This is a genomic window from Nocardiopsis mwathae (assembly GCF_014201195.1).
Taxonomy (GTDB): domain Bacteria; phylum Actinomycetota; class Actinomycetes; order Streptosporangiales; family Streptosporangiaceae; genus Nocardiopsis_C; species Nocardiopsis_C mwathae.
In genome coordinates this window covers 4,395,069-4,418,181 of sequence record NZ_JACHDS010000001.1, presented here as the reverse complement: position 1 = coordinate 4,418,181, position 23,113 = coordinate 4,395,069, and the positions used below count along the sequence as shown (strand labels likewise).

The following is a 23,113-nucleotide window of genomic DNA, read 5'->3' as shown; positions in this document are numbered from 1 at the left end:
TGGGCGATCTTGGGGCACCATGAGGCGTATGACTGAGCCGGAGCGTGCGGAACAGGTGGTGCTGGCGTACCTCGCGGATGTCGGTGAAGCCGCCTACGGGCGGCTCCCCCATCGGCGGCGTGTCGCGTTCATCGGCGACCTGCGCTCGCGGATCAACGCGGCATGTGCCGCGGCCGGGGCGCGTAGCCCGGAGGAGGTGCGGAAGGTCCTGCGCCAGTTCGGTGACCCGGAGGACGTGGTCGACCGAGCCTGTCGGGAGGACGGGAACGGAAACGGAGCCGGAAACGGCAACGGCACGGCCGGTGGGAACGGGAACGGTGCCGGCGGCGGTGGCGACGGGGACGGCGATCAGGTGCTCTGGGCGGGGTCCAAGCGGCCGATGCCCGAGCACCGGGTCCACCGGGAGCCGCCGCCGTGGCGCGGTGGGCCGGACCGCGGGTTGCTGCGCGGTGCGTCGAGTGGCCGCTCCGCCCGGCGGCGGCGCGCGAACGGCGGCACGGGGCCGGGGCCGTTCGACCGGGTGCGGCACAACCCTGCCGAGGCGTTCACCGTCGTCATCTATCTGTGCACGGGCCTGATCGGCGCGATTTCGCTGCTGTGGCCGGTCGGCGCGGTGCTGGTGGTGCTGAGCCGGGTGTGGGCGCGCCGCGACCAGTGGATCGCGGTGGCGGTGCCGATCGCCGCGACGGTGGTGGGCATGGTGCTGTGGCAGGGCGAGGCGCCCTACGTGGACCAGGTGATCATGGGGTCGCTGCTGAGCACGGGGGTGATCGGATTGCGTGTAGCGGCGGTGGCGTGCGGGCTGTATCTGGCCGTGCGGCTGCTCCGGGGCGTCGATGCGTCGTAGCACCCTTGGGTCATCGCCCGGCAAATCCTCTGGAATATCGTGGTTGACCTGCGCATTTCTAAGAGTGACAGGTGAGACGTCGGGTAATGATGTCCATGCGTTCCGTTCCGGTTTGGTCCGGGTTGCGGGCGCGATCGACGCTCATGCGGCGACATCGGCGCTCGGCGTCATCGGCATTGGCGGCATCCTGGTCCCGCCGGGTCCCGTCCCATAACTCCGCAACCAGCGGCGACGGGGATCGTTGTCAATGGAGAGGCCCGGAGATCCGCGTCCGGGCCTCTCGTATGTTCGATCGCGCGGACGCGCCGTCACACTGAGGATGGCCGGATTCGGCCGAACCCGTCCGTTTCTTTGTGGTGGTTTGCGGCTTTTCGCGCTAGTAAGTCTCTCGCTCGATACGCTCCGTGGGCACTAGCCTTAAAAGGCCCCTATGGGAAGATAGGGGGCAAGGAGGCCAAGCGGACATTCGGTGCTGAACGCGGCCGATCCCGCACGGCCTCCTTCTCATTGGTCCGACGGCGAGAGCGTGAGGTCACACACGTGCCCACCGGCAAGGTCAAGTGGTACGACAGCGACAAGGGTTTCGGTTTTCTCACCCGAGATGACGGCGGTGAGGTCTTCGTGCATTCCTCCGCGCTGCCGCAAGGGGCCACCTCCCTGCGCCCCGGGCAGCGCGTGGAATTCGGTGTCGTCGAAGGCCGCAAGGGAGCCCAAGCGCTCCAGGTGAAACTCCTCGACGCACCCCGGTCGGTCTCCAAGACCCTCCGTAAGAAGCCGGACGAGATGGTGGTCATCGTCGAGGACCTCATCAAGCTCCTCGACGGCGTCTCCACCTCCTACCGCCGGGGCAAGCACCCCGAGCGCCGCGAAGCGGCGAAGATCGCCCAGGTCCTCCGCGTCGTCGCCGACGACCTGGAGGCCTGACCCCCACGGGCTGACGGAGCCTTCGGCCGCGGCGGGTCGGGCACGGCGGAAGGCGGCCGACACGCCGACGCACGCCCGGACCCGACCCCCACCCCACCCCGCGGCCGGAGCGCCGTCAGCCCGATCCCGGCGGTGACCCCCGCCACTTTTTCGGCGGCGGGGCGTGCCATGACGCCCCCAAGCCGACGTAACGGTCGACTATCGATCGGTGTCATGGTCAAGTCGGTAGCCGCAATCAGCGAAAATGGAACCGTGAGCCGTAGCCGTCGTTCTCCCACACCAGACAAGGCCTGTATCGAAGCGGTCGACATGGCCCGCTCCGTGGCCGCCGAGATCGGGCGCCCGGAGTGGGTCGGCGAACACCTCGCCGCGCAGGTCGAGGGTGACCGCCTCGTCACCCATGTCTTCGACTGCCTCGACCCTGCCTACCCCGGCTGGAACTACGCGGTGACCGTGGTCCGCGCCTCGCGCGCCAAGACCGTCACGGTCAACGAAGCCGTGCTGCTCCCCGGTGCCGAGGCACTGATCGCTCCGGAGTGGGTGCCCTGGAAGGAGCGCCTGCGCCCGGGTGACCTCGGCGTCGGCGACCTGCTGCCCACCGAGGCCGACGACCCGCGCCTGATGCCCGGCTACGCCCAGGTGCCCGAGGACGAACTCGACGAGGAGGGCGCCGACCACCAGATGGTCTGGGAGCTCGGCCTGGGCCGGGTGCGCGTCCTGTCGGAGCACGGCCGTGAGTCCGCCGCCGAGCGCTGGTACAACGGCGACGCCGGGCCGCGCAGCCCGATCGCCTCCTCCGCCCCGGCCAAGTGCGCCACCTGCGGCTTCATGACCCCGCTCGCCGGTGAGCTGCGGCAGATGTTCGGGGTCTGCACCAACGAGTTCGCGCCCGACGACGGCAGGGTCGTCTCGCTCGACCACGGCTGCGGCGCCCACTCCGAGGCCGCGCGACCCGCCCCCCGCCCCGACCCCGCCGCGCCCGTCGTCGACGAGCTGGGCTACGACCACATCGTCTTCGACGACACCACCGAGCTGGAGCTGGTCTCCTCGGAGAGCTGAGCACCCGCCCACCCGCGCATCCTCGGGCCGAAACCTCTTTCGAGAACGCCCCATCGGTCGCGTACCGTAGTGCCGCACCGACTCTTAAGAGGTTGATTCATGTCCCGGACATCGGACGACCCGTTCGGCACCGCCGAACTTCGCCGACGTGTCCTCGATGGCTGGGCCGACGCACCGTCGCGCTTCCGCGAGGACGCCAACGCCGAGGAAGACTACGCGCTCGGCGGCTACCGCGACCGCGTCGTCGTGGAACTCGCGCAGAACGCCGCCGACGCCGCCCGCCGCGCCGGCACGCCCGGCCGCCTCCTGCTGCGGTTGGGCGACCACCGGTTCACCGCGGCCAACACCGGCGCCCCGCTCACCGCCGCCGGGGTGGAGTCCCTGGCCACGCTGCGCGCCTCGGCCAAACGCGACGAAACCGGTGCCGAGTCCGCCACCGGGCGCTTCGGCGTCGGTTTCTCCGCCGTGGTCGCCGTCAGCGACGACGTCACCGTGGCCTCCCGTGACGGAGCGGTCCGCTTCGACCGCGACCAGGCCCGTACAGAGGTCCGCGCCCTCCTCCTCGAACCCGGCCGCGCCCGCACCGGGCTCGCAGAGGAGTTCGAGCGGCGCGGCGAGCAGGTGCCGCTGCTCCGGCTCCCCTTCGGCTGCGACGCCGTCGTCCCCGAGGGATACGACACCGCCGCCACCCTCGTGCTGCGCGACGACGACGCCCGCGACCGGCTCGCCGCCCAGCTGGCAGAGACCGGCGAGGCCCTGCTGCTGGCCCTCCCCGACCTCGCCGAGGTGCGCATCGAGACCGGGGACGGCGAGCGCGTGCTCACCCGCGAGACCGAGCCCGGCACGGCACCGGGCGAGGTGCTGACCCGCGTCCGCGACGGCGCCGGGGAGCACGCCACCCGCTGGCGCACCGCCACCCGCACCGGCCGCGCCGAGCCGTCCCTGCTCGCCGACCGCCCCACCGAGGAGCGCGCCCGCCTCGACTGGACGCTGACCTGGGCCGCCGCCGTGACCCCCGACGGCCACGTCGCCGACCTCCCCGCCGGGGTGCGGCGGGTCGTGCACGCGCCCACCCCCAGCGACGACGGGCTCGACCTGCCCGCCCTGCTCATCGGGACCTTCCCGCTCTCGCCCGACCGCCGCCGCATCGCCCCCGGCCCGGCCACCGAGATGCTCACCGGCGAGGCGGCCGAGGCCTACTGCGAACTGCTCTGCGCCTTCGACGCCCGCGCCGCCCTGGACCTCGTCCCCGCCGCCGCACTGGGCCGCAGCGAGTTCGACGCCGGATTCCGCGCCCATGTCGCCAAGACCCTGCCCGACACCCCCTTCCTCCGCACCAGCGAGGGCGAACCCGTGCGCCCGCGCGACGCCGTCCTCTTGGAAGGCGGTACGGAGGTCACCGCCGTGGTCGGCGAACTGGTGCGCACCGCGCTCCCCGGCCACTGGAACCCGCGCCACCCCGGCCTGACCCAGCTGCGGGTGCGCCGCGTCGGCCTTGCCGAACTCGCCGACCTGCTCGCCGACCTCGACCGCGAACCGAGCTGGTGGGCGCGGCTGTACGCGGCACTGCGCGCCGCCGGGCGGCAGGGCGCCGACCTGGGCGACCTGGGGGCGCTGCCGGTTCCGCTGGCCGACGGCCGACGGGTGCGCGGTCCGCGCTCGCTGCTCGTCCCCGTCGGCGACCTCTCCGACCTGTACGGCGCCGAGGAGGCCGTCGGGGCCGACCGGCACACCCTGGACCCGCTCGGCCTGCGCATCGTGCACCCCGAGGCCGTCGACCCGCTGCTGACCCGGCTCGGCGCCGTCGAGGCCAACGAGGCCGCGGTGCTCACCGACGCGCAGACGCGCGCCGCCGTGGAGAACTCCCTGGAGGCCGACGACCCCGAGGCGATCGCGGCCGCCGTACTCGAACTGGTGACGGCGGCAGGGATCACCAGTGCCGACGAACCCTGGCTGGCCGAGCTCGCCCTCCCGGACGACGAGGGCGGCTACTCGGTCGCCGGTGAGCTGCTGCTGCCCGACAGCCCGCTGCTGGACATCCTCACCGACGACGCGCCCTTCGGGGTCGTCGCCGCCGAAGCGGTGGCGCGCCACGGGTCCGACGCGCTGCGCGCCGTCGGCGTGCTCGACTCCTTCCACCTCGTGCGGGCCGAGGACATCACCCTGGGCGGGGCGCTCGACCACGGCGACCTTCCGCTGGACGGCCTGGAGGAGTGGGCGGAGGAGGCCGCCGAGCGGGTGGGCGGCACCGACGTCCCGCCGGTCGTGCCCGAGCTCGTCGGCGTCGCCGACCTGGAGTTCGTCCGTGAGGACCGCTGGCCGCAGGCGCTGGAGCTGCTGGCCGGGCCGGGCACCCGCGCCGCGGTGACCGAACCGGCCCGGGTGCTGGGCGCCGACGGCCGGGTGGTCGACATCCCCTCCTACACGGCCTGGTGGCTGCGCACCGGCGCGCTGCTCGACGGGCGCTGCCCGGTGGAGCTGCGTACCCGCGACGCCGACCCCGCCCTGCAGGGGCTGTACGACCCCGCCCCCGACGGCCTGGACCCGGCCTTCGCCAGGGCGATCGGCGTCCGGGCCGGCTTGGAGGGGCTGATGGCCGAACCGGACGGCCCCGACGACCTGCTGGAACGCCTGGCCGACCCGAAGCGCCATGTCGAGCGGCAGGCACTGCGCGAGATCTGGACGGCGATCGCCACGGTCGACCCCGACCACGTTTCCCCGCCCGAGCGGGTGCGGGCGGTGCGCGGCGGCGCGATCGTGGTCGCCGACCCGGAGGAGACCGCGGTCGTCGACGCGCCCGACCTGCTGCCGCTCCTGGCGGACCGGCCCGTCGTCCTCGTCCCGGCCGAGCACGCGGTCGCGATGGCCGACGTCCTGGACATCGCCCTGGCCAGCGAGGTGGTCGCGGGCAGCGTCACCTCGGCGGGCGAGATCCGCCCGGTGCCAGAGGAGGTCGCCCTCTTCCTCGACGCGGAGGTGCACACCTACCTGCACCACGACGAACTCCTCGTCGACGGCGTCGGCGTGGAGTGGCGGTGCACCGGCGGCTCCCTACACGCCTCCACCACCGACGGCCTGGCCCGCGCCCTGTGCTGGACCGCCGACCGCTGGCCGCAGCGCCACCTCATCGCCGCCGTCCTCCGCGCCCCTGCCGAGGCGCCCGCCCTGCTCGCCGAGTCCGACCTCGACTGAGCCCGCACCCCGCCTTCCGTTGATCTCGGAGATGGAGATATCGCGGTCTCAGCGTCGGTTTTCACCCCGATATCTCCGAGATCAACGGTGCGGAGGCGGGGCGGGGCGGGGTCAGCGGGCGACGCGGAAGAAGCCCTCGGTGATCAGGGAGCGCAGCACGTCGGGGGTGCGGGCGCGGACGGCCGCCGGATCCTGGTCGGTGAGTTCGGCGATCGCGTCCAGGAGTGGCCCCACCGGCATGGTGCCGTCGCAGACGCTGGCCAGGGCGGCCTCGACCGTGCCGACCTGGGCCACTCGGCGCAGGCCGCCGCGCTGCCGCAGCAGGATCTTCTCCGGGTCGGGCGCGCCGGGCACGCCGATCCGCTCCTCGACGACGTCGGGTGCGAGTGCGACGTGCGCCGACAGCAGCGCCGCGTCGGTCAGGCGGCGCGCGGTCATCGCGCCGTCGACCACGTCGGGCAGGTAGCGGCCGACCGGCTGCTCGATCTCGTGGCGTAGCTCCTCGACGCGCACGGCGGCGTCCTGGGCGGCGTCGTTGCGCACCGAGATCCAGCCGAAGCCGATACCCGTGACGCCCTCCCGCTCGAAGTAGTCCAGCCAGGCGTCGTAGCGTCGGGTGTACTCGGGGGTGCCGTGCTCGCAGGAGTCACGCAGCCACAGCTCCACGTACTCCGCCGGGTCCTGCACATCGCGTTGGACCACCCAGCCCGAGCAGCCGGTGCCGGTGACCCATCCGCCCACGCGGTCGCGCCAGTCCTCGTCCTTGACGTGCAGCCAGTTCGCCAGGATCTGGATCCACCCGCCGTCGGTGAGGTGGTCGGGCGCCTGGCGGATGATCTCCGCGCACACCGCGTCCCCGTCGAGGTCGGACTCGCGGTAGGTGTAGCGGGCCGAGTCCGGGGTGATGACGAACGGCGGGTTGGACACGATCAGGTCGAACCGCTGCCCGGTGACCGGGGTGTAGAGCGACCCCTCGCGCATGCGCACGTTGTCCAGGCCGGACAGGGCGCAGCTGATCTCGGCGAGGCGCAGGGCGCGCGGGTTGACGTCGGTCGCGACGACCTCGGAGGCGCGGCCGGCCAGGTGCAGGGCCTGGACACCGCAGCCGGTGCCGAGGTCCAGCGCCCGGTCCACGGGTCCGTCCACGATCAGTTCCGACAGGGTGGCCGAGGCCCCGCCGGCGCCCACCACGTGGTCGGAGTGGGGGCTGCCCTGGCCGGGGCGCACGGTCGGGTCGGAGACCACGTAGCCGGCGCGCGGCGCGGCGTCGCCGCCCTGCCCCTCGTCGATCTCCCAGGGGCTCAGGTGCACCAGGGCGCGTACCTCGTCGCCGCGCACGGCCAGCAGCCCGGTGGCGACGAGTTCTTCGACCGGGAGGATGCCGCGTGCGGCCTTCTCCGGGATCGGCTCCTGCAGCCACCACAGGCGCAGCAGCATGCCCAGCCGTTCCTCGCCGCCGGTGGCGCGCAGGGCCGGCACCAACTGCTCGCGGGCGAGCGCACGGGCGGCGGTGTCGCCGAGCCGGTCGCGGACGCCGGAGACGGTGTAGTCGGCGTCGATCAGGGTCCGGCGCAGGCGGTCGGCGAGGCGGCGCGGGAAGAGGTGCGGCGATTCAGACACCTGCCCATTATCGGGGATCGCGCGGGTCGGCGATCATGCCTGTTCAGGGGTGGTCGGGGCGCGTGGAGTCCGGTCCCGCCGGGTCCTGCGCGGGTCGACCCTGCTGCTCCTCGCGCTCGCGGCGCTTGGCCGCACCGCGTTCTTCGGCCTCCTGGCGTTTGCGGAGCAGGCGGGGGATGTAGAGGAAGGCGAACACGCCCAGGACGATGCCGACCACGCACACCCAGATCCACCAGCGTTCGTCGCCGGGCAGGTCGTCGCCCATCGCGACCAGCACGACGAGGGCGACCACCCACGCCACGGTGCCGATGGCCGTGGGTACGCGGTAGTCACTCTCCATGACGTCGGGGTCGGGCTGACGGGGTTTACGCACGGTTTCAGGCTAATCGATCGGCCGGTCGCACCCGCCGCAGCGAAACCCGGGTGTTCGTAGGTTTCTCTGAATGCAGGGGCGCCGCCGGGTGCCGAAGTCGTGCGAAGCTTCAACTACGCTGACCTCGTAACTTGCCCAAAACAGGGCGAACTTCTCGACTTAATCGGAACACGGCAGGTTCAACCGCGTGAACGCACCGTCCAGATCCACAGCAGAAGAGTCACCCTCCGCGCACGGCGGCGGGTTCAAGGCGCGCCTCGACTCCTACTTCGAGGTGTCGGCCCGGGGATCGAACTTCGCCCGGGAGGTCCGCGGGGGCATGGCGACCTTCTTCGCCATGGCCTACATCGTCGTCCTCAACCCGCTGATCATCGGCACCGCGCCGGACAAGAACGGCGACACCCTGGGCATCCCTCAGGTCGCGGCGGTGACCGCGCTGGTCGCCGGCGTCGTGTGCGTGCTCATGGGAGTCGTCAGCCGCTACCCGTTCGCGATCGCGGCGGGCATGGGCCTCAATGCGATCGTCGCCTACGTCCTGGCCCCCGTGATGACCTGGGCCGACGTCATGGGCCTGCTGATCATCGAGGGCGTCATCCTGCTGGTCCTGGTCCTCACCGGGTTCCGGGCCGCCGTGTTCGCGATGATCCCCGGCGACCTGAAGTGCGCGATCTCCGTCGGTGTGGGCCTGTTCCTCGCCCTGATCGGCTTCGTCAACGCCGGTTTCGTGCGCCCGGGCGAGGGCACCCCGCTGCAGCTCGGTGTGGACGGCCTGGACGGCTGGCCGGTGCTGGTGTTCGTGGTGGGGCTGCTGCTGACGATCGGGCTGATCGTGCGCCGGGTCAGGGGCGCCCTGCTCATCGGCATCGCCTTCGCGACCGCCCTGGGCATCGCGCTGGAGGTGCTGCGCGGCATCGGCCCGCGCGTGGGTCCGGACGGCACGGTCGTCGATGAGACGGGCTGGTCGCTCACGGTCCCCGCGCTCCCCACCTCCCTCGGCGACCTGGTCTCCATGCCGGACCTGAGCCTGGTGGGCAACTTCGACCTGCTCGGCAGCTGGGCGAACGCGGGCGTCGTCACCGTGGTCATGCTGCTGTTCACCCTGCTGCTGGCCGACTTCTTCGACACGATGGGCACCATGGTCGGCGTCGCCAACCAGGCCGGGCTGACCGACGAGCACGGCAACATGAAGCGCACCCGCGAGGTCCTCGTCGTCGACGCGATGGGCACGATCCTCGGCGGCGTCGGCTCGGCGTCGGTCAACACGGTCTACGCCGAATCGGCGGCGGGTGTCGGCGAGGGCGCGCGCACCGGGATCGCCCCGATGGTCACCGGCGGGCTGTTCTTCGTCGCCATGTTCTTCACCCCGCTGGTCGGCCTCGTCCCCTTCGAGGCGGCCACCCCGGTGCTGGTCGTGGTCGGCTTCATGATGATGACCCAGGTCACCAGGATCGACTTCACCGACCTGGGCATCGGCATCCCGGCCTTCCTCGCGATCGTGGTGATGCCCTACACCTACTCGATCGCCAACGGCATCGGCGCGGCCTTCATCGCCTTCGCCTTCATCCGCCTCGTCCAGGGCCGCTGGCGCGAACTGAGCCCGCTGCTGTGGATCGTGGTCGCCATCTTCGTCATCCACTTCGCCGAGGCGCCCTTCAGCGCCCTCCTCGGGCTGTAGGTGCCCGCGTCCCGGCCGTGTCGGGGGAAATAGCACGCGAGGGGATATCGTTAGCAAAGGTAATGAGTGATGCTAATGAATCGATCACCTCTCTCCCAGCAGACCAGGACCGACGCGGGGTTGGCGGCGGTGCTGCGGGTGGCCGTGGGGCGGCTGGCCCGGCGGCTGCGGGCGCAGCGGCCGGACACGAGCCTGTCGCTCGGGCAGAGCGCCGTGCTGTTCGCGCTGGCACGCTACGGGCAGATGACGCCGGGTGCGCTGGCCGAACACGAGAAGGTGCAGCCGCCGTCGATGACGCGGATCATCGCGGCGCTGGAGGCGCGCTCGCTGGTACGCCGGACGCCCCACCCGGACGACCGGCGCCAGCAGCTGGTGGACCTCACCGACGCGGGGCGGGACGTGGTGCGGGAGGACCAGCGCAGCCGCGAGGTGTGGCTGGCGCGGCGCCTCGCCGAACTGCCCCCGGAGGACAAGGAGACGCTGCGCAGGGCCGCGCGGATCCTGGAACGCCTGAGCCAGGCGTGACCGCCGGGCCGGAAGGGGGATCCGGGTCGGCGGTCACGGGTGAGGGCGGCGACTCCGGTTCGGCCGCCGAGACGGCGGACGAGGCCCGGTTACCCCGCCCCCAGGGCAGTGGCGCGGGCGCGGAGGCGGCCGCCGACCCCGGCCCCCGCACCGGGATGTTCCGCTCGCTGGCCGTCCGCAACTACCGGCTGTTCGCCTACGGCCAGGTCGTCTCCAACACCGGTACCTGGATGCAGCGCATCGCCCAGGACTGGCTGGTGCTCTCGCTCAGCGGCGGCAGCGGCGTCGCGCTCGGCATCACCACCGCACTGCAGTTCCTGCCGATGCTGCTGCTGGGCCTGTGGGGCGGGACACTCGTCGACCGCATGTCCAAGCGCCGCCTGCTCATCGCCACCCAGGCCGCCATGGGCCTGCTCGCCCTGGGGCTCGGCGCCCTCACCGTCGCCGGCCACGTCCAGGTGTGGCACGTCTACCTCTTCGCCCTCGGCCTTGGCCTGGTCACCGTGCTGGACAACCCCGCGCGGCAGACCTTCGTCGAGGAGATGGTCGGCCGCCGCGACCTGCCCAACGCCGTCGCCCTCAACAGCGCCAGCTTCCAACTGGGCCGGGTCGCCGGGCCCGCCATCGCCGGGCTGATGATCGCCGCAGTCGGCAGCGGCGTGGTCTTCCTCGTCAACGCGGTGTCGTTCGCCGGGGTGATCTTCGGCCTGGCCAGGATGCGCCCCGCCGAACTGCACGTCACCGAGTCGGTTCCGCGCGCCAAGGGCCAGACCCGCGAGGGGTTGGCCTACATCCTCGGCCGCCGCGACCTGCTGCTCCTCCTCGGCATGACCGCGTTGGTCCAGCTCTTCGGTGCCAACGTGCAGAACCAGATCGCGCTCATCACGAAGAACGAGTTCCAGACCGGCCCCGCCTCCTACGGCGTCGCGGCCGCCGCCCTCGCCGTCGGCGCCCTGACCGGGGCGCTGCTGGCCGCCCGCCGGGAGCACCCGCGGCTGCGCGTCATCCTCGCCGGGGCGGCCGTGTTCGGCGCGCTGCAGGTGGTGGCCTCCCTCATGCCCGGTTACCTGGGGTTCGTCCTGGTGCTCTTCCCCATGGGTGTGGCGTTCATGACGTGGACCACCTCGCTCAACGCCCACTTCCAGCTCAGCGTCGACCCGACCATGCGCGGCCGGGTCATGGCGATCTACATGCTCTTCTTCCTCGGGACGACGCCGGTCGGCGCGCCCATCGTGGGCGTCCTCGCCGACGTGTTCGGCCCCCGCACCGGCCTCGCCCTCGGCGGCGCGGTCAGCCTGGTGGTCGTGCTCGCCGTCGCCGCGCTGCTGGCGCAGCGCATGCGGTTGCGGCTCCGTCTGACCCCCACCCGCCGCCCGTTCGTCCGGGTGGCACCGAACCCGGAGCCCGGCCGCCGGTCGCACTGACCGAAACCTCCGCAACCGTGCCTTCCCCCGTACTTTCTCCCGCACAGTGGGAACAAAGACGGCAACAGCGCCCGGAATCGGGCGGCGGTACCCCCCAGGCGGAGGTCACGGATGCGGCTTTTCCTCGCGATCGATCCCCCGGACGCTCTACTGGAGCGCGTCGCCCGAGCGGCGGCGGCGGTCCGCACCGACGGTGACGGACTGCGCTGGAGCCGGCCCGAGGACTGGCATCTCACCCTCGTCTTTCTCGGCGAGGTCGACGACGAGCACAGGGCCGACCTGGAGAAGCGCATCGCCGCCGAGGTCGGGCGGCACGAACCGCTGTCGCTCGCGGTGCGCGGCGCCGGGACCTTCCCCGGGAACGACACCCGCGCCCGGGTGCTGTGGGCGGGCTTCGAAGGGGACGTCGGCGCGCTCGGCCGGCTCGCCGCCGACCTGCGCCGCGCCGCCCGCAAGTCCGGGATCCCGGTCGAGCGGCGCCCCTACGTGCCGCACCTCACCCTCGCGCGCAGCCGCACACCCGCCGATTTCAGCCGACACCGCTCTTCCCTGCGGTCGATGACGACTCCGTTCTGGACGGCCGAGGAGGTGCACCTGGTGCACAGCGTCCTCGGCGGCTCTCCCCGGTACCGGACCGTCGCCACATGGCCGTTAGGCTGAAACGACCCCACGCACCCCGCACGTGACGAGTTAGGCCGGACCCATGAGCATGCTCACCAACAACCGCAAGCAGCGCTGGCTTCTGCCCGTTGTGCTCGCGGCGATCATGCTCGTCGTCGTGATCGGCTCCCTGCTCGGCTGACCCCCGCCACTCCTCCACGCGTTGATCCGGGCGACGTGCACCGAAAGACGCCGCGCGGTCGGTGCACGTCGCCCGGATCAACGGGGGAGAGCGGGAGGTCAGGCCGTGGCGGCGACACGGGCCACCGCGTGGGAGACCAGGTCGGCGTTGTCCGCCGCCTCCGCGCCGTCCGGGGCGCGCAGGGTGTCCTCCAGCCCGATGCGGATGTCGTAGCCCTGTTCGATCGCGGCGTCGAGCACCGGCCAGGCCGTGTCGTCCTGCCCGTGCAGTAGGCGGGGCAGCCTGATCCCGGCGCGGTCGAGGATGCGGGTGATGGCCGACGCGTTGTCCAGCGCCGCCTCCGTCGTGGCCTGCGTCGGTTCGATGAGAACCGTGGTGAACTCCGACGCCAGGCCGCTGGCGGCCAGGATGCGCGCCGCCTCGACCGTCCACACACCGGCCTCCACCAGCACCCGGCGGTCGATCAGCAGCCGCGCGACCTCCACCGACCCGGGCTCGTGCAGGTTCACCGTGGCCGAGTCCGGCAGCGCGCCCCAGCGCTGCACCACGTCGTAGCGCCGCCACGGGTCCGGCTCGGCGGACAGGGCGGTGGTCACACTGATCGGCACGTCGGGGACGGCCGCCCGCAGCCGCTCCAGCAGCGGGGTGAGGACCTGGGGCTCCAGTGCTTCGGCGCCCCGCTTGTCGCGCGGGTGGACATGGATCTCGTCCGCCCCGCTGGCCACGGCCGCGCGGGCATCCTCGGCGACCTGGTCCGCGGAGATCGGCAGAGCGGGATGCGCACCCGGACGGCGGTCACCGTTCAGGCAGGCGACGATTCGCATGGTCTTCCTCTCGCCTCGGGCGCATGTCGTAAGCGGAACATGCCCACAAGGCGTGCATCCAAAGCCATGGCGACCCCGGGTCGGTGGGAAGATAGCGGACATGTGGAAACGCACCGTGCTCGCCCTCCCCATCGTGTGCGCGGTGCTCTCCGCGACACCCGGTGTCGCACTCGCCGCCATCCCGGCGCCCCCGGTCACGCCGGAGGAGGCGGCGGAGCGTGCCCCCGAGGGGTCGGAGATCCGCTTCCGTCTGGAGGACCCGCGCATCCGCGAGTCCAGTGGCCTGGCGGTCTCCCAGCGGCACGAGGGCGTGGTGTGGACGCACAACGACAGCGGGGACTACCCGGCCGAGATCTACGCGGTCGACGAGAACGGCGCCACGGTCGCCACCGTCACCCTGACCGGAGCCGGAGTCGAGGCGCGCGACTGGGAGGCCATCTCTCTCGGGGTGGGCGACGACGGCGAACCGGCCATCTACGTCGGTGACATCGGTGACAACTTCCAGGGCGCCTGGCCGAACATCCGCGTCTACCGGATCCCCGAGCCGGAGCGGCTGACCGACCAGACCGTCGAGGCGACCACCTTCACCTTCACCTACGAGGATGGCGGGCGCGACGCCGAGGGCCTGATGATCGACCCGCGCGACAACCGCCTCTACGTCGTCAGCAAGGAGATCGCCGGAGGCGTCTACGCGGCCCCGGAGACCCTCGACCCGGACGGCGCCAACACCCTCACCCGCATCGACTCCGCCCCGCTGTACGCCACCGACGCGGCCTTCGCCCCCGACGGATCCCAGTACGCCATCCGCACCTACTGGGGCGCGACCCTCTACGACGCCACCGACGGCGTCCCCGGCCGCAGCATCGAGCGGATCACCCTCCCGAAGATGGAGCAGGGGGAGTCGCTGACCTACCTGCCCGACGGCAGCGGCCTGCTCGCGGGTTCGGAAGGCGACAACAGCCCGGTCTGGTACGTCCCCCTGGCCGACGCAGTCTCCCCGTCCCCATCACCCGCCGACCCCGAGCGGGCCGACACCCCGTCCCCCGACTCGCCCGCCGAAGCCGACTCCGGAGGCACCGCGGGAATCCTCATCGGCGCGGGAGTCGCGGTGGCCGCCCTGCTGATCGTGGGCATCATCGTCCTGGTCCGGAGGACGTGACGAGGCCGATCCGGTCTACTCGGGCCGGGGGAACCGCTTGGTGTCGATCTCCAGGTCGAATGGTTCCGGGAGGTACAAGGGATCACCGAACCTCACTGTGGTGCGCTTCAGATACGCGCCGTTCTTGGGGTCTTCGTAGAGGAAAGCGGCCGGTCCTTCTTCTGCCCAGCGGTCGATGAGCAGGTAGAGCGGCACAGGCGCGTGGGCGTAGCCCCACAGCTTCTTCTTGCGGTCGGCGTCGGCACTGCTCTTCGACACGATCTCGACGACGAGCAGAGCGTCCTCCGCAGGGTGCGGATTGGAAGGATCTCCCTCGACGGCGTCTTCAGGGATCACGACGAGGTCCGGAATGTACACCTCGCCCAGGACGGGAATCCCCACACCGAGAGTCTGAAACACACCCAGGTCGTCAGGCGCTGCCTTCGTGAGGGCCCTGTGGAGAAGATGCGCGATGAAGTTATGAGGTTTGGACGGCGGAGCCATTATGGTGATCTTCCCATCGACGATCTCGGCCCGCCAGCCGTCGGGCACATCCAGCTCTTGCCAGGTGCGCAGCATTCGGTCGGCCTTCGAGAACCCCTCGTATGGGGTGGCTTCCGCCATAGCAAGACTCATTTCGCCACTCACCTCCGAGCCGGAAGCGTAATGAACGCCGCTCCGGTTCGCCCGTCGTTTCCACAGAATAGAAGCAAGCTTGGGCGAACGCACGGGTCAGCAGTTCGAGCCTCGGACGGATCTTGGGATAAATCCCCTACGGGACCGGGGCCGCCGCCCGGTCCCGAAACCGGGTCACCCCTCCTGCATGTAGATCTCGCGGGCGAGGAAGGCGTGGCGGGAGTGGTCGCTGAAGACGCCGTCGACGCCCGCGTCGAAGAAGAGCTCGTACTCGGCCGCGAAGCCGCCGTAGGAGGTGGGGTCGTCGCCGGAGCGGAGGTCGGCGGGGAGGAAGTGGTTCTCGCTGCGGAACGTGTAGGGGTGGACCAGCAGCCCGGCGGCGTGGGCGTCGTCGACCAGGGTGGTGGGCTCGGTCAGGTTGCCGTCGGCGTCGCGGCCGATGATGGAGTCCTTGTTCGGGCCGATGGCGTGGGCGAAGGTCGCGACCTCGGCCAGGCCCTCCGGGGTGAGGTGGCGCTGCCAGTGCTCCTCGGTGCCGGTCAGGAAGACCAGCGGCAGCTCGGTCTCGGCCAGCTTCTTCAGGCTCTCCGCCTCGAACGACTGGAGGAAGACCGGGACCGCCGGCTTCGGCCCGGCCAGGCCGTGGGCGCGCAGGACCTCGATGAGCGGCGGCTCCAGGTCCAGGCCGACCGAGACGTGGTACTCGGGGTGCTTGGTCTCCGGGTAGATGCCGATCGGGCGGCCGAGCTCGGCGGTCAGCCGCTCGGCGAGACCGATGATCTCCTCCAGGGTGGGGATCTCATACTCGCCGTCGTGCGCGGTGTTGTCCGGGCGGATGGCGGGGATGCGCTCGGTGGCGCGCAGCGTCTTGAGCTCATCCAGAGTGAAGTCCTCGGTGAACCAGCCGGTGTGCTCCTCGCCGTCGATGACCTTGGTCGTGCGCCGGTCGGCGAACTCCGGGTGGTCGGCCACGTCGGTGGTCCCGCCGATCTCCGGCTCGTGCCGCGCGACCAGGCGGTGGTCCTTGGTGGCGACCAGGTCGATCTCGATGAAGTCGCCGCCGACGCGCGCCCCCAGCTCATAGGAGCCCAGGGTGTGCTCGGGGCGGTGGCCCGACGCGCCGCGGTGCGAAATGATCTTGATGCTGGGTTCCTGCTTGTTCCTGCGCACAGCCGATTCCATCCCCTGGGGACCCGCGGGCCCGATCTACCCCGACATGACGATGACCGCCCCGGACGTCGCCGGGCCGGTCATCATGTCTATCCCGTCCGCGGCGGTCAGGCCAACTTGCCGCCGAGCCTGCCGACGACGTGGTCGACGCACTCCGTCAGCGCCTGCACGTCGGACGGCTCGATGGCCGGGAACATCCCGATGCGCAGCTGGTTGCGGCCGAGCTTGCGGTACGGCTCGGTGTCGACGACGCTGTTGGCGCGCAGCGTCGCCGCGACCTCGGCGGCGTCCACGTCGTCGCTGAAGTCGATCGTGCCCACGACCTGCGAGCGCTGCGTCGGGTCGGCCACGAACGGGGTGGCGAACGACGACTTCTCCGCCCACGCGTAGAGGATCTGCGCCGACTCGGCGGTGCGGCGCACGGCCCAGTCCAGCCCGCCCTGCCCGTTCAGCCAGTCGAGCTGCTCGACGAGCAGCAGCAGCGTGCCGACGGCCGGGGTGTTGTAGGTCTGGTCCTTGCGGGAGTTGTCGATCGCCGTCGGCAGGGAGAAGAACTCCGGGACGTAGCGGCCGCCGTCGGCGATCTCGGTGACCCGCGCCAGCGCCTTGGGCGACATGACGGCGATCCACAGTCCGCCGTCGGCGGCGAAGCACTTCTGCGGCGCGAAGTAGTAGACGTCGGTCTCGGCGATGTCGACCGGCAGGCCGCCGGCGCCGCTGGTGGCGTCGACCAGCACGAGCGCGTCGTCGGCGGCGCCCGACGGGCGGCGGATGGGCGCGGCCACGCCGGTGGAGGTCTCGTTGTGGGTGAGCGCGTAGGCGTCCACCCCGTCCTCGGCGCGCGGTTCGCCGTGGGTGCCCGGGTCGGAGGTGATGACGGTCGGCTCGGCCAGCCACGGCGCACCCTTGGTGACCTTGGCGAACTTCGAGGAGAACTCGCCGAACGACAGGTGCTGGGACTTCTCCCGGACCAGGCCGTGGGCGGCGATGTCCCAGAACGCGGTGGTGCCGCCGTTGCCGAGGACCACCTCGTAGCCCTCGGGCAGCGAGAACAGGTCCGCGAGCCCGGAGCGGGCACGCCCGACGAGGGACTTCACCGGCTTCTGCCGGTGGGAGGTACCGAAGTAGGTCGCGCCGGAGGAGGCGAGGGCGTCGAGTTGCTCGGGACGGACCTTCGACGGGCCGCAGCCGAAGCGTCCGTCTTTGGGCAGGAGGTTCGCGGGAATCTGAATCTCGGTCACGCGGACAGGGTACTCGGCGGGGTCGTCACGCCGCAGGTGAGGGGGTGGGGCTCCGGGCGGAGAAGTGCGGTGGTTCGGGGGAAAGGTCGGCTTTCTCCAAGACGGGTGTGCGGGTAAGCGAATTCACCGCCCGGAATTATGTGTGGGAAAGTGACGGACGACCGTCGTTTCACGATTCTGTGCTTCGCCGTCGGCCCTGAAGGCCCCGTCACGCTCCCGCGGCCAGTGCCTCCCGCGCGCCCGGCACGGCCGCCACGTCGCGGTTCCCCGGTCCGACGTAGCGGGCGCTGGGCCGGATCAACCGGCCGGTCCGCTTCTGCTCCAGGATGTGCGCCGCCCAGCCGGCCGTGCGCGCGCAGGTGAACATCGACGTGAACAGCGTCGCCGGCACCTCGGCGAAGTCCAGCACCACCGCAGCCCAGTACTCCACGTTGGTGGCCAGCACCCGGTCGGGTTTGCGGGCGTGCAGCTCCTCCAGGGCCGCCTCCTCCACGGCCGCGGCCACTTCGAAGCGCGGTGCGTCGAGCTCCTTCGCGGTGCGTCGCAGCACCCGTGCCCGCGGGTCCTCCGCCCGGTAGACGCGGTGGCCGAAGCCCATCAGCCGCTCGCCCCGGTCCAGCGCCCCGCGCACATAGGCCCGCGCGTCGCCGAGGCGCTCGGTCTCGTCCAGCATGTGCAGCACGCGTGCCGGGGCGCCGCCGTGCAGCGGCCCGGACATCGCGCCGACGGCGCCGGACAGGGCCGCCGCCACGTCGGCACCGGTGGAGGCGATGCAGCGGGCGGTGAAGGTGGAGGCGTTCATGCCGTGCTCGGCGGCCGAGGTCCAGTAGGCGTCCACGGCCCGGACGTGGCGCGGGTCCGGTTCCCCGCGCAGCTCGATCATGAACCGCTCGACGACCGTGGAGCCCTCCTCGATCCGGCCGCGCGGGACCGGCGGGGCCTCCCCGCGGGCGGATCGCGCGATGAGGGACAGCGCGGTGGACGAGGCGCGGGCCAGGTCGTCGCGCGCTTCGGCGTCGTCGGTGTCGAGAAGCGGTTTGAGCCCCCAGCGCGGTGCCAGGGTCGCCAGGGTGCTCTGCACGTCGACGCGCACGTCGCCGGTGCCGACGATGTCGTCGACGGGTTCGGGGAAGGGAAGCCCGGGGCTGAAGGCGTCGTCGACCAGCAGCCCCCACACGTGTCCGAAGCTCACCCGCCCGACGAGGTTCTCGATGTCGACGCCGCGGTACCGAAGGGCACCGCCTTCCCTGTCGGGTTCGGCGATTTCGGTCTCGAACGCCAGAACTCCTTCGAGCCCGGGTCTGAAGTCCGACATACCGGGTTCCTCCGTATCCTCGGCCCGGCGGACCGCAGGTCCGTCCATTGAGCCGGTAGGGGATGTGCGATGGCAGATGAGGTGTCGAGTACGGGTCCCTATGGGTGGCGCCTACCCCCAAGCTCGTGTGAAGATGCTTCACTGTGAACCATTGTGACCCTGCTGAGCTGCGCGAATCCTATGGACGTTCACCACTCCGCCTCGCCGACCTCGCCGCGCACCCCATGGAGCAGTTTCACATCTGGTTCTCCCAGGTGCACGGATCCGGATTGGCCGAGCCCAACGCGATGATCCTGTCGACCGTCGAGCCGTCGGGCGCGCCCCGGGGGCGCACGGTCCTCATGAAGGGCTACGACAGTTCCGGTCTGCGCTTCTTCACCAACTACCGCTCACGAAAAGGCCGCGCCCTGGACGTGGAGCCGCGCGTGTCCGTGGTCTTCCCCTGGCACCAGATGGCGCGCCAGGTCATGATCATGGGCGGCGTCGAGCGCCTCGACGACGAGGAGAACGACCGCTACTTCCGGTCCCGGCCGCGCGGCTCGCAGATCGGGGCGTGGGTGAGCGAGCAGCAGTCGTCCCCGGTCAGGGGGCGGGCCGAGCTCGACGAGCGCTACGAGCGGCTCAGCCGCGCGTGGCCCGAGGACGTGGAGGTGCCCCGGCCGGCCTACTGGGGCGGCTACCGCGTCCACCCGGTGGAGATGGAGTTCTGGCGGGGGAGCCCGGACCGGATGCACGACCGGTTCCGCTACGTGCTGGTCGGGGGCGAGCCCGCCGACGGCACGTGGGAGGTCGAGCGCCTCTCGCCGTAGCGGCCGGGCACGGGGAGCCACGGGACGCCGAGAGGTGCCCGCGGGGTCCGGGGTGGACCCGGGGGCGGAGGGTGGTCCGGGAGGCACGGCGGCCGGCGCCGGATCGCCCGGGTGCCAGGACCTGCGGCCCCGCGTCCGGCCGTGGACGATGGCACACCAGGTGGAATCGGCGTGTCGCCCGCCACGCTATGATGTAACCATCGGTGGCCGCTCCCGCGGCCAGGGGCGCACGGGCAGGTCGATGGACTCGTGGATCGGGTCTTCCGCCCACGGAATCCGCCGCCGCTGGCCCGTGTTGAGAGTTCTACCGTTGTCAACTCTCAACGGGCCCACGATGGGAGGGAGAGCCTTGACCGCACACGGGCTTATCGACACCACGGAGATGTACCTCCGCACGATCTTCGAGCTCGAAGAGGAAGGCATCGTGCCGCTTCGGGCGCGGATCGCCGAGCGTCTCCAGCAGAGTGGCCCCACGGTCAGTCAGACAGTCGCCCGCATGGAGCGCGACGGCCTGCTCCGTGTCGAGAACGACCGCCATCTGGTCATGACCCCCGAAGGCCGTAAGCTCGCGACGCACGTCATGCGCAAGCACCGGCTGGCCGAGCGCCTGCTCGTCGACGTCATCGGCCTGCCCTGGGAGGAAGTGCACGTCGAGGCCTGCCGCTGGGAGCACGTGATCTCCGAGGCCGTCGAGGAGCGCCTGGTGCAGCTGCTCAACGCGCCCTCGGTCTGCCCCCACGGAAACCCCATCCCCGGGCTGGACGAACTCGGCCTGGAGGACTACGCTCCCGAGCCCTTCACCGACGACTCGATCGTGCCGATGCTGGACGTCGCCAACGGCACCGCGACGAGGGTGACGGTCCGCCGGATCAGCGAGCAGCTGCAGAGCGACACCGATGTGATGCTCGATCTGAAGCGTGCCGGGGTACAACCCGGAAAGGAAGTGACGCTTCTGCTCGGCGATGAGGGCGTGCGCGTGATTGGTGGTAGCGAGAGGGATGGCGAGCGCAGCGAACTGGATCGGCACATCGCCGGCCACATCTTCGTCGCCAAGCCGTAACTACGTCGCGGGGTGCCCCATGGTGTCCCGCGATGCCGGAATGTCGCGTTGTTCAGCGGACTTCTCCGTGCGGGGGCTATGCTCATGCCATGGCCGGGGCCGGTCGGCATGATCTCTCATCCGTCCGTCCCGCAGGGGCGATGTGGATCGCGCAGGGCATCGTGAAGACGGTCCATGACGGCAAGGTGGCTGCTGTATGAAGCGGTGGGGGGAAGCCTTCTACGACGATGGCGCGCTCTCCGGGGCCGAGGTCTTCGAACAGGCGCAGGTCGCCGTCTTCGTGGCCGACCGACACGGCCACCTCCTGTACTGGAACACCTTCGCCCGCGAACTCCTCGGATTCGCCGACGATCGCGACCTCCTCGGCATCTCCCTCATCGACCTGGGCGTGCACGAGGCCGACCAAGAGCGCGCCGCCCAGCTCGCCCGCCGCGTCCTCAAGGGTGAGACGTGGGAGGGCACCTTCGCCGTCCTGCGCTCCGACTCCACCTGGATCCACCTGCGCTCCCAGGCGGTGCCGCTGCGGCACGACTCCGGGGCGATCGAGGGCGTCGTCTGGTTCGCCACCGAGGCCATGCGTTACGGGCGGGTGGAGGATCAGTACGGGTTGCTCGACCGGGTGGGCAGCCGCCTGGCCAGCTCGCTGGAGTTCGACACCACGGTGAAGGCGGTCGCCGAGATCCTGGTGCCGCAGTTCGCCGACCACTGCTTCCTCGACCTCTTCGACCACGACCGCCTGGTCCGGCGCGTGTCCGTGCACGCCGAGGGCTGGACCCCGCCCCCGGGCACCTGGTTCGACGTAGGTGAAGAGGTCCGATATCCCGATCGGCACTTCGTCTACGAAGCGATGCGGACCCTGCAGACCCAGGTCGTCACCGACCGGATCTACCCGGTGGACGTCGCCGGGGAGCGCTCCGCCCAGGTCGCCGAGCAGGTGGGGATGACATCGGCCATCGCGGCGCCTCTGCGCGCCCGCGGTGAACTCCTGGGTGTGCTCACGCTCGCCCTCTCCCGCCTGTCCCCCCGCGAGAAGACGAGCTACGGCGGCTTCGACCGCGACCTGGTCGGCGCCATCGCCTCACGGGTGGCTCTCGCCATCGACAACGCCCGCCTGTTCGAGGAGGAGCGCAGCACCGCGCTGGCCTTCCAGAACAGCCTGCTGCCCAGTTCCTTCCCGCGGTTCGACGGCCTGTCCATCGCGCACCGCTACGTCCCGGCCAAACCGCTGGAGGCCCACGGCCACGGCATCCAGACCCAGGTCGGCGGCGACTTCTACGACGTCATCCCGCTCTCGGCGGGCCGGGTCGGCATGGTCGTGGGCGACGTCGAGGGCCGCGGCCCGCACGCCGCCGCGGTCATGGGCCAGCTGCGTGCCGCCCTGCGCGCCTTCGCCCAGGCCGACCGGGAACCCGCCGACATCCTGCGCGAGCTGGACGAGTGGGTGCGCCGCCTGGGCCGTCCCGACGGCGACGGCGGCACCTGGGTGCCCAGTGTCAGCTGCCTCTACATGGTCTACGACGCGTGGTCGCGGTCGCTGTCCTATGCCAATGCCGGGCACCAGGCGCCGCTGCTCATCAGCGACGGCCAGGTATCGGAGCTGGCCCTGGAGGTCTCCGACACGCTGCTGGGCGTCAAACACCGGGGTGCCCCCTTCGAGGACGCGATCTACCATCAGGCCGATGTCACCCTGCCGCCCGGCGCCACCCTGCTGCTCTACACCGACGGCCTGGTCGACCGCCGTCCGGTGGGCGGCACGGTCAACCTGCACCGCTCACTGACCCTGCTGGTGGAGCGAGTGCGGGCCGTGGCCGACAAGGGGGTCGAGCAGATCGCGGAGACCGCCGTCACGGCGGTGCCGGGGGAGATCGACGACGACACCGCGCTGCTCGTGGTCCGCACCCACCCCGAGGAGCTGGCCATCCAGGAGGGCTGGTTCGTCGCCGAGCCCCCCACTGTCGGCGAGGCCCGGCACCTCGCGGCCAGCACGTTCCGCAGCTGGGGCATGGACCGCGACCAGGCCGAGCTGGCCTGCCTGCTGGTGTCCGAGATCGTCACCAACGTCGTCATCCACGCGACGCCTCCTCCGGTGCACCGGGAGTTCACGCCCGAAGGCGTCAAGGACTCCGGTCTCCCCTTCGCCCACGGCGGTGCGATGGGGCTCGACGAGTTCGACGAGGACTGGTCCGACCTGCTGGAAGAGGTCCAGGAGGGCGACGGTTCCACGACACAGGACGACGAGAAGCGCCGCTTCCTGCTGCGGCTGAGGCGGGGAGCGTCGTCGGTGTGGGTCGAGGTGTTCGACCACGACCTGCGCCTGCCGCGCATCCGCAGCGCGGGCGCCGACGACGAGGGCGGCAGAGGCCTCTACCTCGTGGACCAGTTGGCGTCCAGATGGGGCTCGCGCCCCACCCCCGACGGCAAGGCCGTGTGGTTCGAGATCCCCCTGAAAGGCGAATAGCAGGAAGAGGACCCGGCCCCG

At 71.4% G+C, this 23,113-nt stretch carries 19 protein-coding genes; 12 read left to right on the top strand and 7 right to left on the bottom strand.

Going from position 1 to position 23,113, the window contains the following annotated elements:
* Positions 1–28: 28 nt before the first annotated feature.
* The 4 genes from HNR23_RS19225 to HNR23_RS19210 all read left to right on the top strand — a co-directional run bounded on the left by HNR23_RS19225 (position 29) and on the right by HNR23_RS19210 (position 6,022).
* Positions 29–847, top strand: coding sequence for an HAAS signaling domain-containing protein (locus HNR23_RS19225; protein WP_184077404.1), 819 nt, complete (start codon positions 29–31; stop codon positions 845–847).
* Positions 848–1,387: 540 nt separating this feature from the next.
* Positions 1,388–1,771: a cold shock domain-containing protein gene (locus tag HNR23_RS27270; protein WP_184077402.1), complete on the top strand. Its 384-nt coding sequence runs from the start codon at positions 1,388–1,390 to the stop codon at positions 1,769–1,771.
* 309 nt (positions 1,772–2,080) lie between these two features.
* A complete protein-coding gene (locus HNR23_RS19215) occupies positions 2,081–2,830 on the top strand; it encodes a DUF3027 domain-containing protein (RefSeq protein ID WP_184077400.1) in 750 nt (249 codons plus the stop codon).
* Positions 2,831–2,929: 99 nt separating this feature from the next.
* Positions 2,930–6,022 carry a sacsin N-terminal ATP-binding-like domain-containing protein gene (locus HNR23_RS19210; protein WP_184077398.1) on the top strand — a complete coding sequence of 1,031 codons (3,093 nt, stop codon included), beginning with the start codon at positions 2,930–2,932 and terminating at the stop codon, positions 6,020–6,022.
* Positions 6,023–6,133: 111 nt separating this feature from the next.
* On the opposite strand, the gene HNR23_RS19205 is transcribed toward HNR23_RS19210, so the two are convergent.
* Together HNR23_RS19205 and HNR23_RS19200 are read right to left on the bottom strand one after the other, a co-directional pair.
* A complete protein-coding gene (locus HNR23_RS19205) occupies positions 6,134–7,642 on the bottom strand; it encodes a DUF7059 domain-containing protein (RefSeq protein WP_184077396.1) in 1,509 nt (502 codons plus the stop codon).
* Between the two features lie 43 nt (positions 7,643–7,685).
* Complete coding sequence (locus HNR23_RS19200) at positions 7,686–8,015, bottom strand: DUF2530 domain-containing protein (RefSeq protein ID WP_343070620.1); 330 nt, start codon at positions 8,013–8,015, stop codon at positions 7,686–7,688.
* A gap of 187 nt (positions 8,016–8,202) precedes the next feature.
* On the opposite strand from HNR23_RS19200, the gene HNR23_RS19195 reads away from it, so the two are divergent.
* The 4 genes from HNR23_RS19195 (at position 8,203) to thpR (ending at position 12,299) form a co-directional block, all read left to right on the top strand.
* Positions 8,203–9,690 (top strand): solute carrier family 23 protein, encoded by a 1,488-nt coding sequence (locus tag HNR23_RS19195; protein WP_184077394.1) that lies wholly within the window; start codon positions 8,203–8,205, stop codon positions 9,688–9,690.
* Positions 9,691–9,765: 75 nt separating this feature from the next.
* On the top strand, positions 9,766–10,215 hold the full coding sequence (locus HNR23_RS19190) for a MarR family winged helix-turn-helix transcriptional regulator (protein ID WP_184077392.1): 450 nt from the start codon (positions 9,766–9,768) through the stop codon (positions 10,213–10,215).
* A gap of 155 nt (positions 10,216–10,370) precedes the next feature.
* The gene (locus HNR23_RS19185; RefSeq protein WP_184080596.1) at positions 10,371–11,639 is read left to right on the top strand and encodes an MFS transporter; all 1,269 of its coding nucleotides are present in this window, start codon (positions 10,371–10,373) and stop codon (positions 11,637–11,639) included.
* A 111-nt stretch (positions 11,640–11,750) separates the two neighbouring features.
* Positions 11,751–12,299, top strand: coding sequence for an RNA 2',3'-cyclic phosphodiesterase (thpR, locus tag HNR23_RS19180; protein WP_184077390.1), 549 nt, complete (start codon positions 11,751–11,753; stop codon positions 12,297–12,299).
* A gap of 240 nt (positions 12,300–12,539) precedes the next feature.
* On the opposite strand, the gene HNR23_RS19175 is transcribed toward thpR, so the two are convergent.
* Positions 12,540–13,265, bottom strand: coding sequence for a 3-keto-5-aminohexanoate cleavage protein (locus tag HNR23_RS19175; protein WP_184077388.1), 726 nt, complete (start codon positions 13,263–13,265; stop codon positions 12,540–12,542).
* Between the two features lie 100 nt (positions 13,266–13,365).
* Here HNR23_RS19175 and HNR23_RS19170 point away from each other — a divergent pair, with 100 nt between their 5' ends.
* Positions 13,366–14,424, top strand: coding sequence for an SdiA-regulated/phytase-like domain-containing protein (locus HNR23_RS19170; RefSeq protein WP_184077386.1), 1,059 nt, complete (start codon positions 13,366–13,368; stop codon positions 14,422–14,424).
* Positions 14,425–14,439: 15 nt separating this feature from the next.
* Here HNR23_RS19170 and HNR23_RS19165 read toward each other — a convergent pair whose 3' ends face one another.
* From HNR23_RS19165 to HNR23_RS19150, 4 genes are all read right to left on the bottom strand, one after another.
* On the bottom strand, positions 14,440–15,027 hold the full coding sequence (locus HNR23_RS19165) for a Uma2 family endonuclease (protein WP_184077384.1): 588 nt from the start codon (positions 15,025–15,027) through the stop codon (positions 14,440–14,442).
* 186 nt (positions 15,028–15,213) lie between these two features.
* Positions 15,214–16,209, bottom strand: coding sequence for a glycerophosphodiester phosphodiesterase family protein (locus tag HNR23_RS19160; protein ID WP_184077382.1), 996 nt, complete (start codon positions 16,207–16,209; stop codon positions 15,214–15,216).
* Between the two features lie 107 nt (positions 16,210–16,316).
* A complete protein-coding gene (gene serC / locus HNR23_RS19155; protein WP_184077380.1) occupies positions 16,317–17,450 on the bottom strand; it encodes a phosphoserine transaminase in 1,134 nt (377 codons plus the stop codon).
* Between the two features lie 208 nt (positions 17,451–17,658).
* Positions 17,659–18,765, bottom strand: coding sequence for a citrate synthase 2 (locus tag HNR23_RS19150; RefSeq protein WP_184077378.1), 1,107 nt, complete (start codon positions 18,763–18,765; stop codon positions 17,659–17,661).
* 143 nt (positions 18,766–18,908) lie between these two features.
* Here HNR23_RS19150 and pdxH point away from each other — a divergent pair, with 143 nt between their 5' ends.
* The 3 genes from pdxH to HNR23_RS19135 all read left to right on the top strand — a co-directional run bounded on the left by pdxH (position 18,909) and on the right by HNR23_RS19135 (position 23,092).
* Entirely contained in the window at positions 18,909–19,574 is a 666-nt protein-coding gene (pdxH, locus tag HNR23_RS19145) for a pyridoxamine 5'-phosphate oxidase (protein WP_184077376.1), read from the top strand.
* A 349-nt stretch (positions 19,575–19,923) separates the two neighbouring features.
* On the top strand, positions 19,924–20,634 hold the full coding sequence (locus HNR23_RS19140) for a metal-dependent transcriptional regulator (protein WP_184077374.1): 711 nt from the start codon (positions 19,924–19,926) through the stop codon (positions 20,632–20,634).
* A gap of 196 nt (positions 20,635–20,830) precedes the next feature.
* A complete protein-coding gene (locus HNR23_RS19135; RefSeq protein WP_184077373.1) occupies positions 20,831–23,092 on the top strand; it encodes a SpoIIE family protein phosphatase in 2,262 nt (753 codons plus the stop codon).
* Positions 23,093–23,113 lie beyond the last annotated feature (21 nt).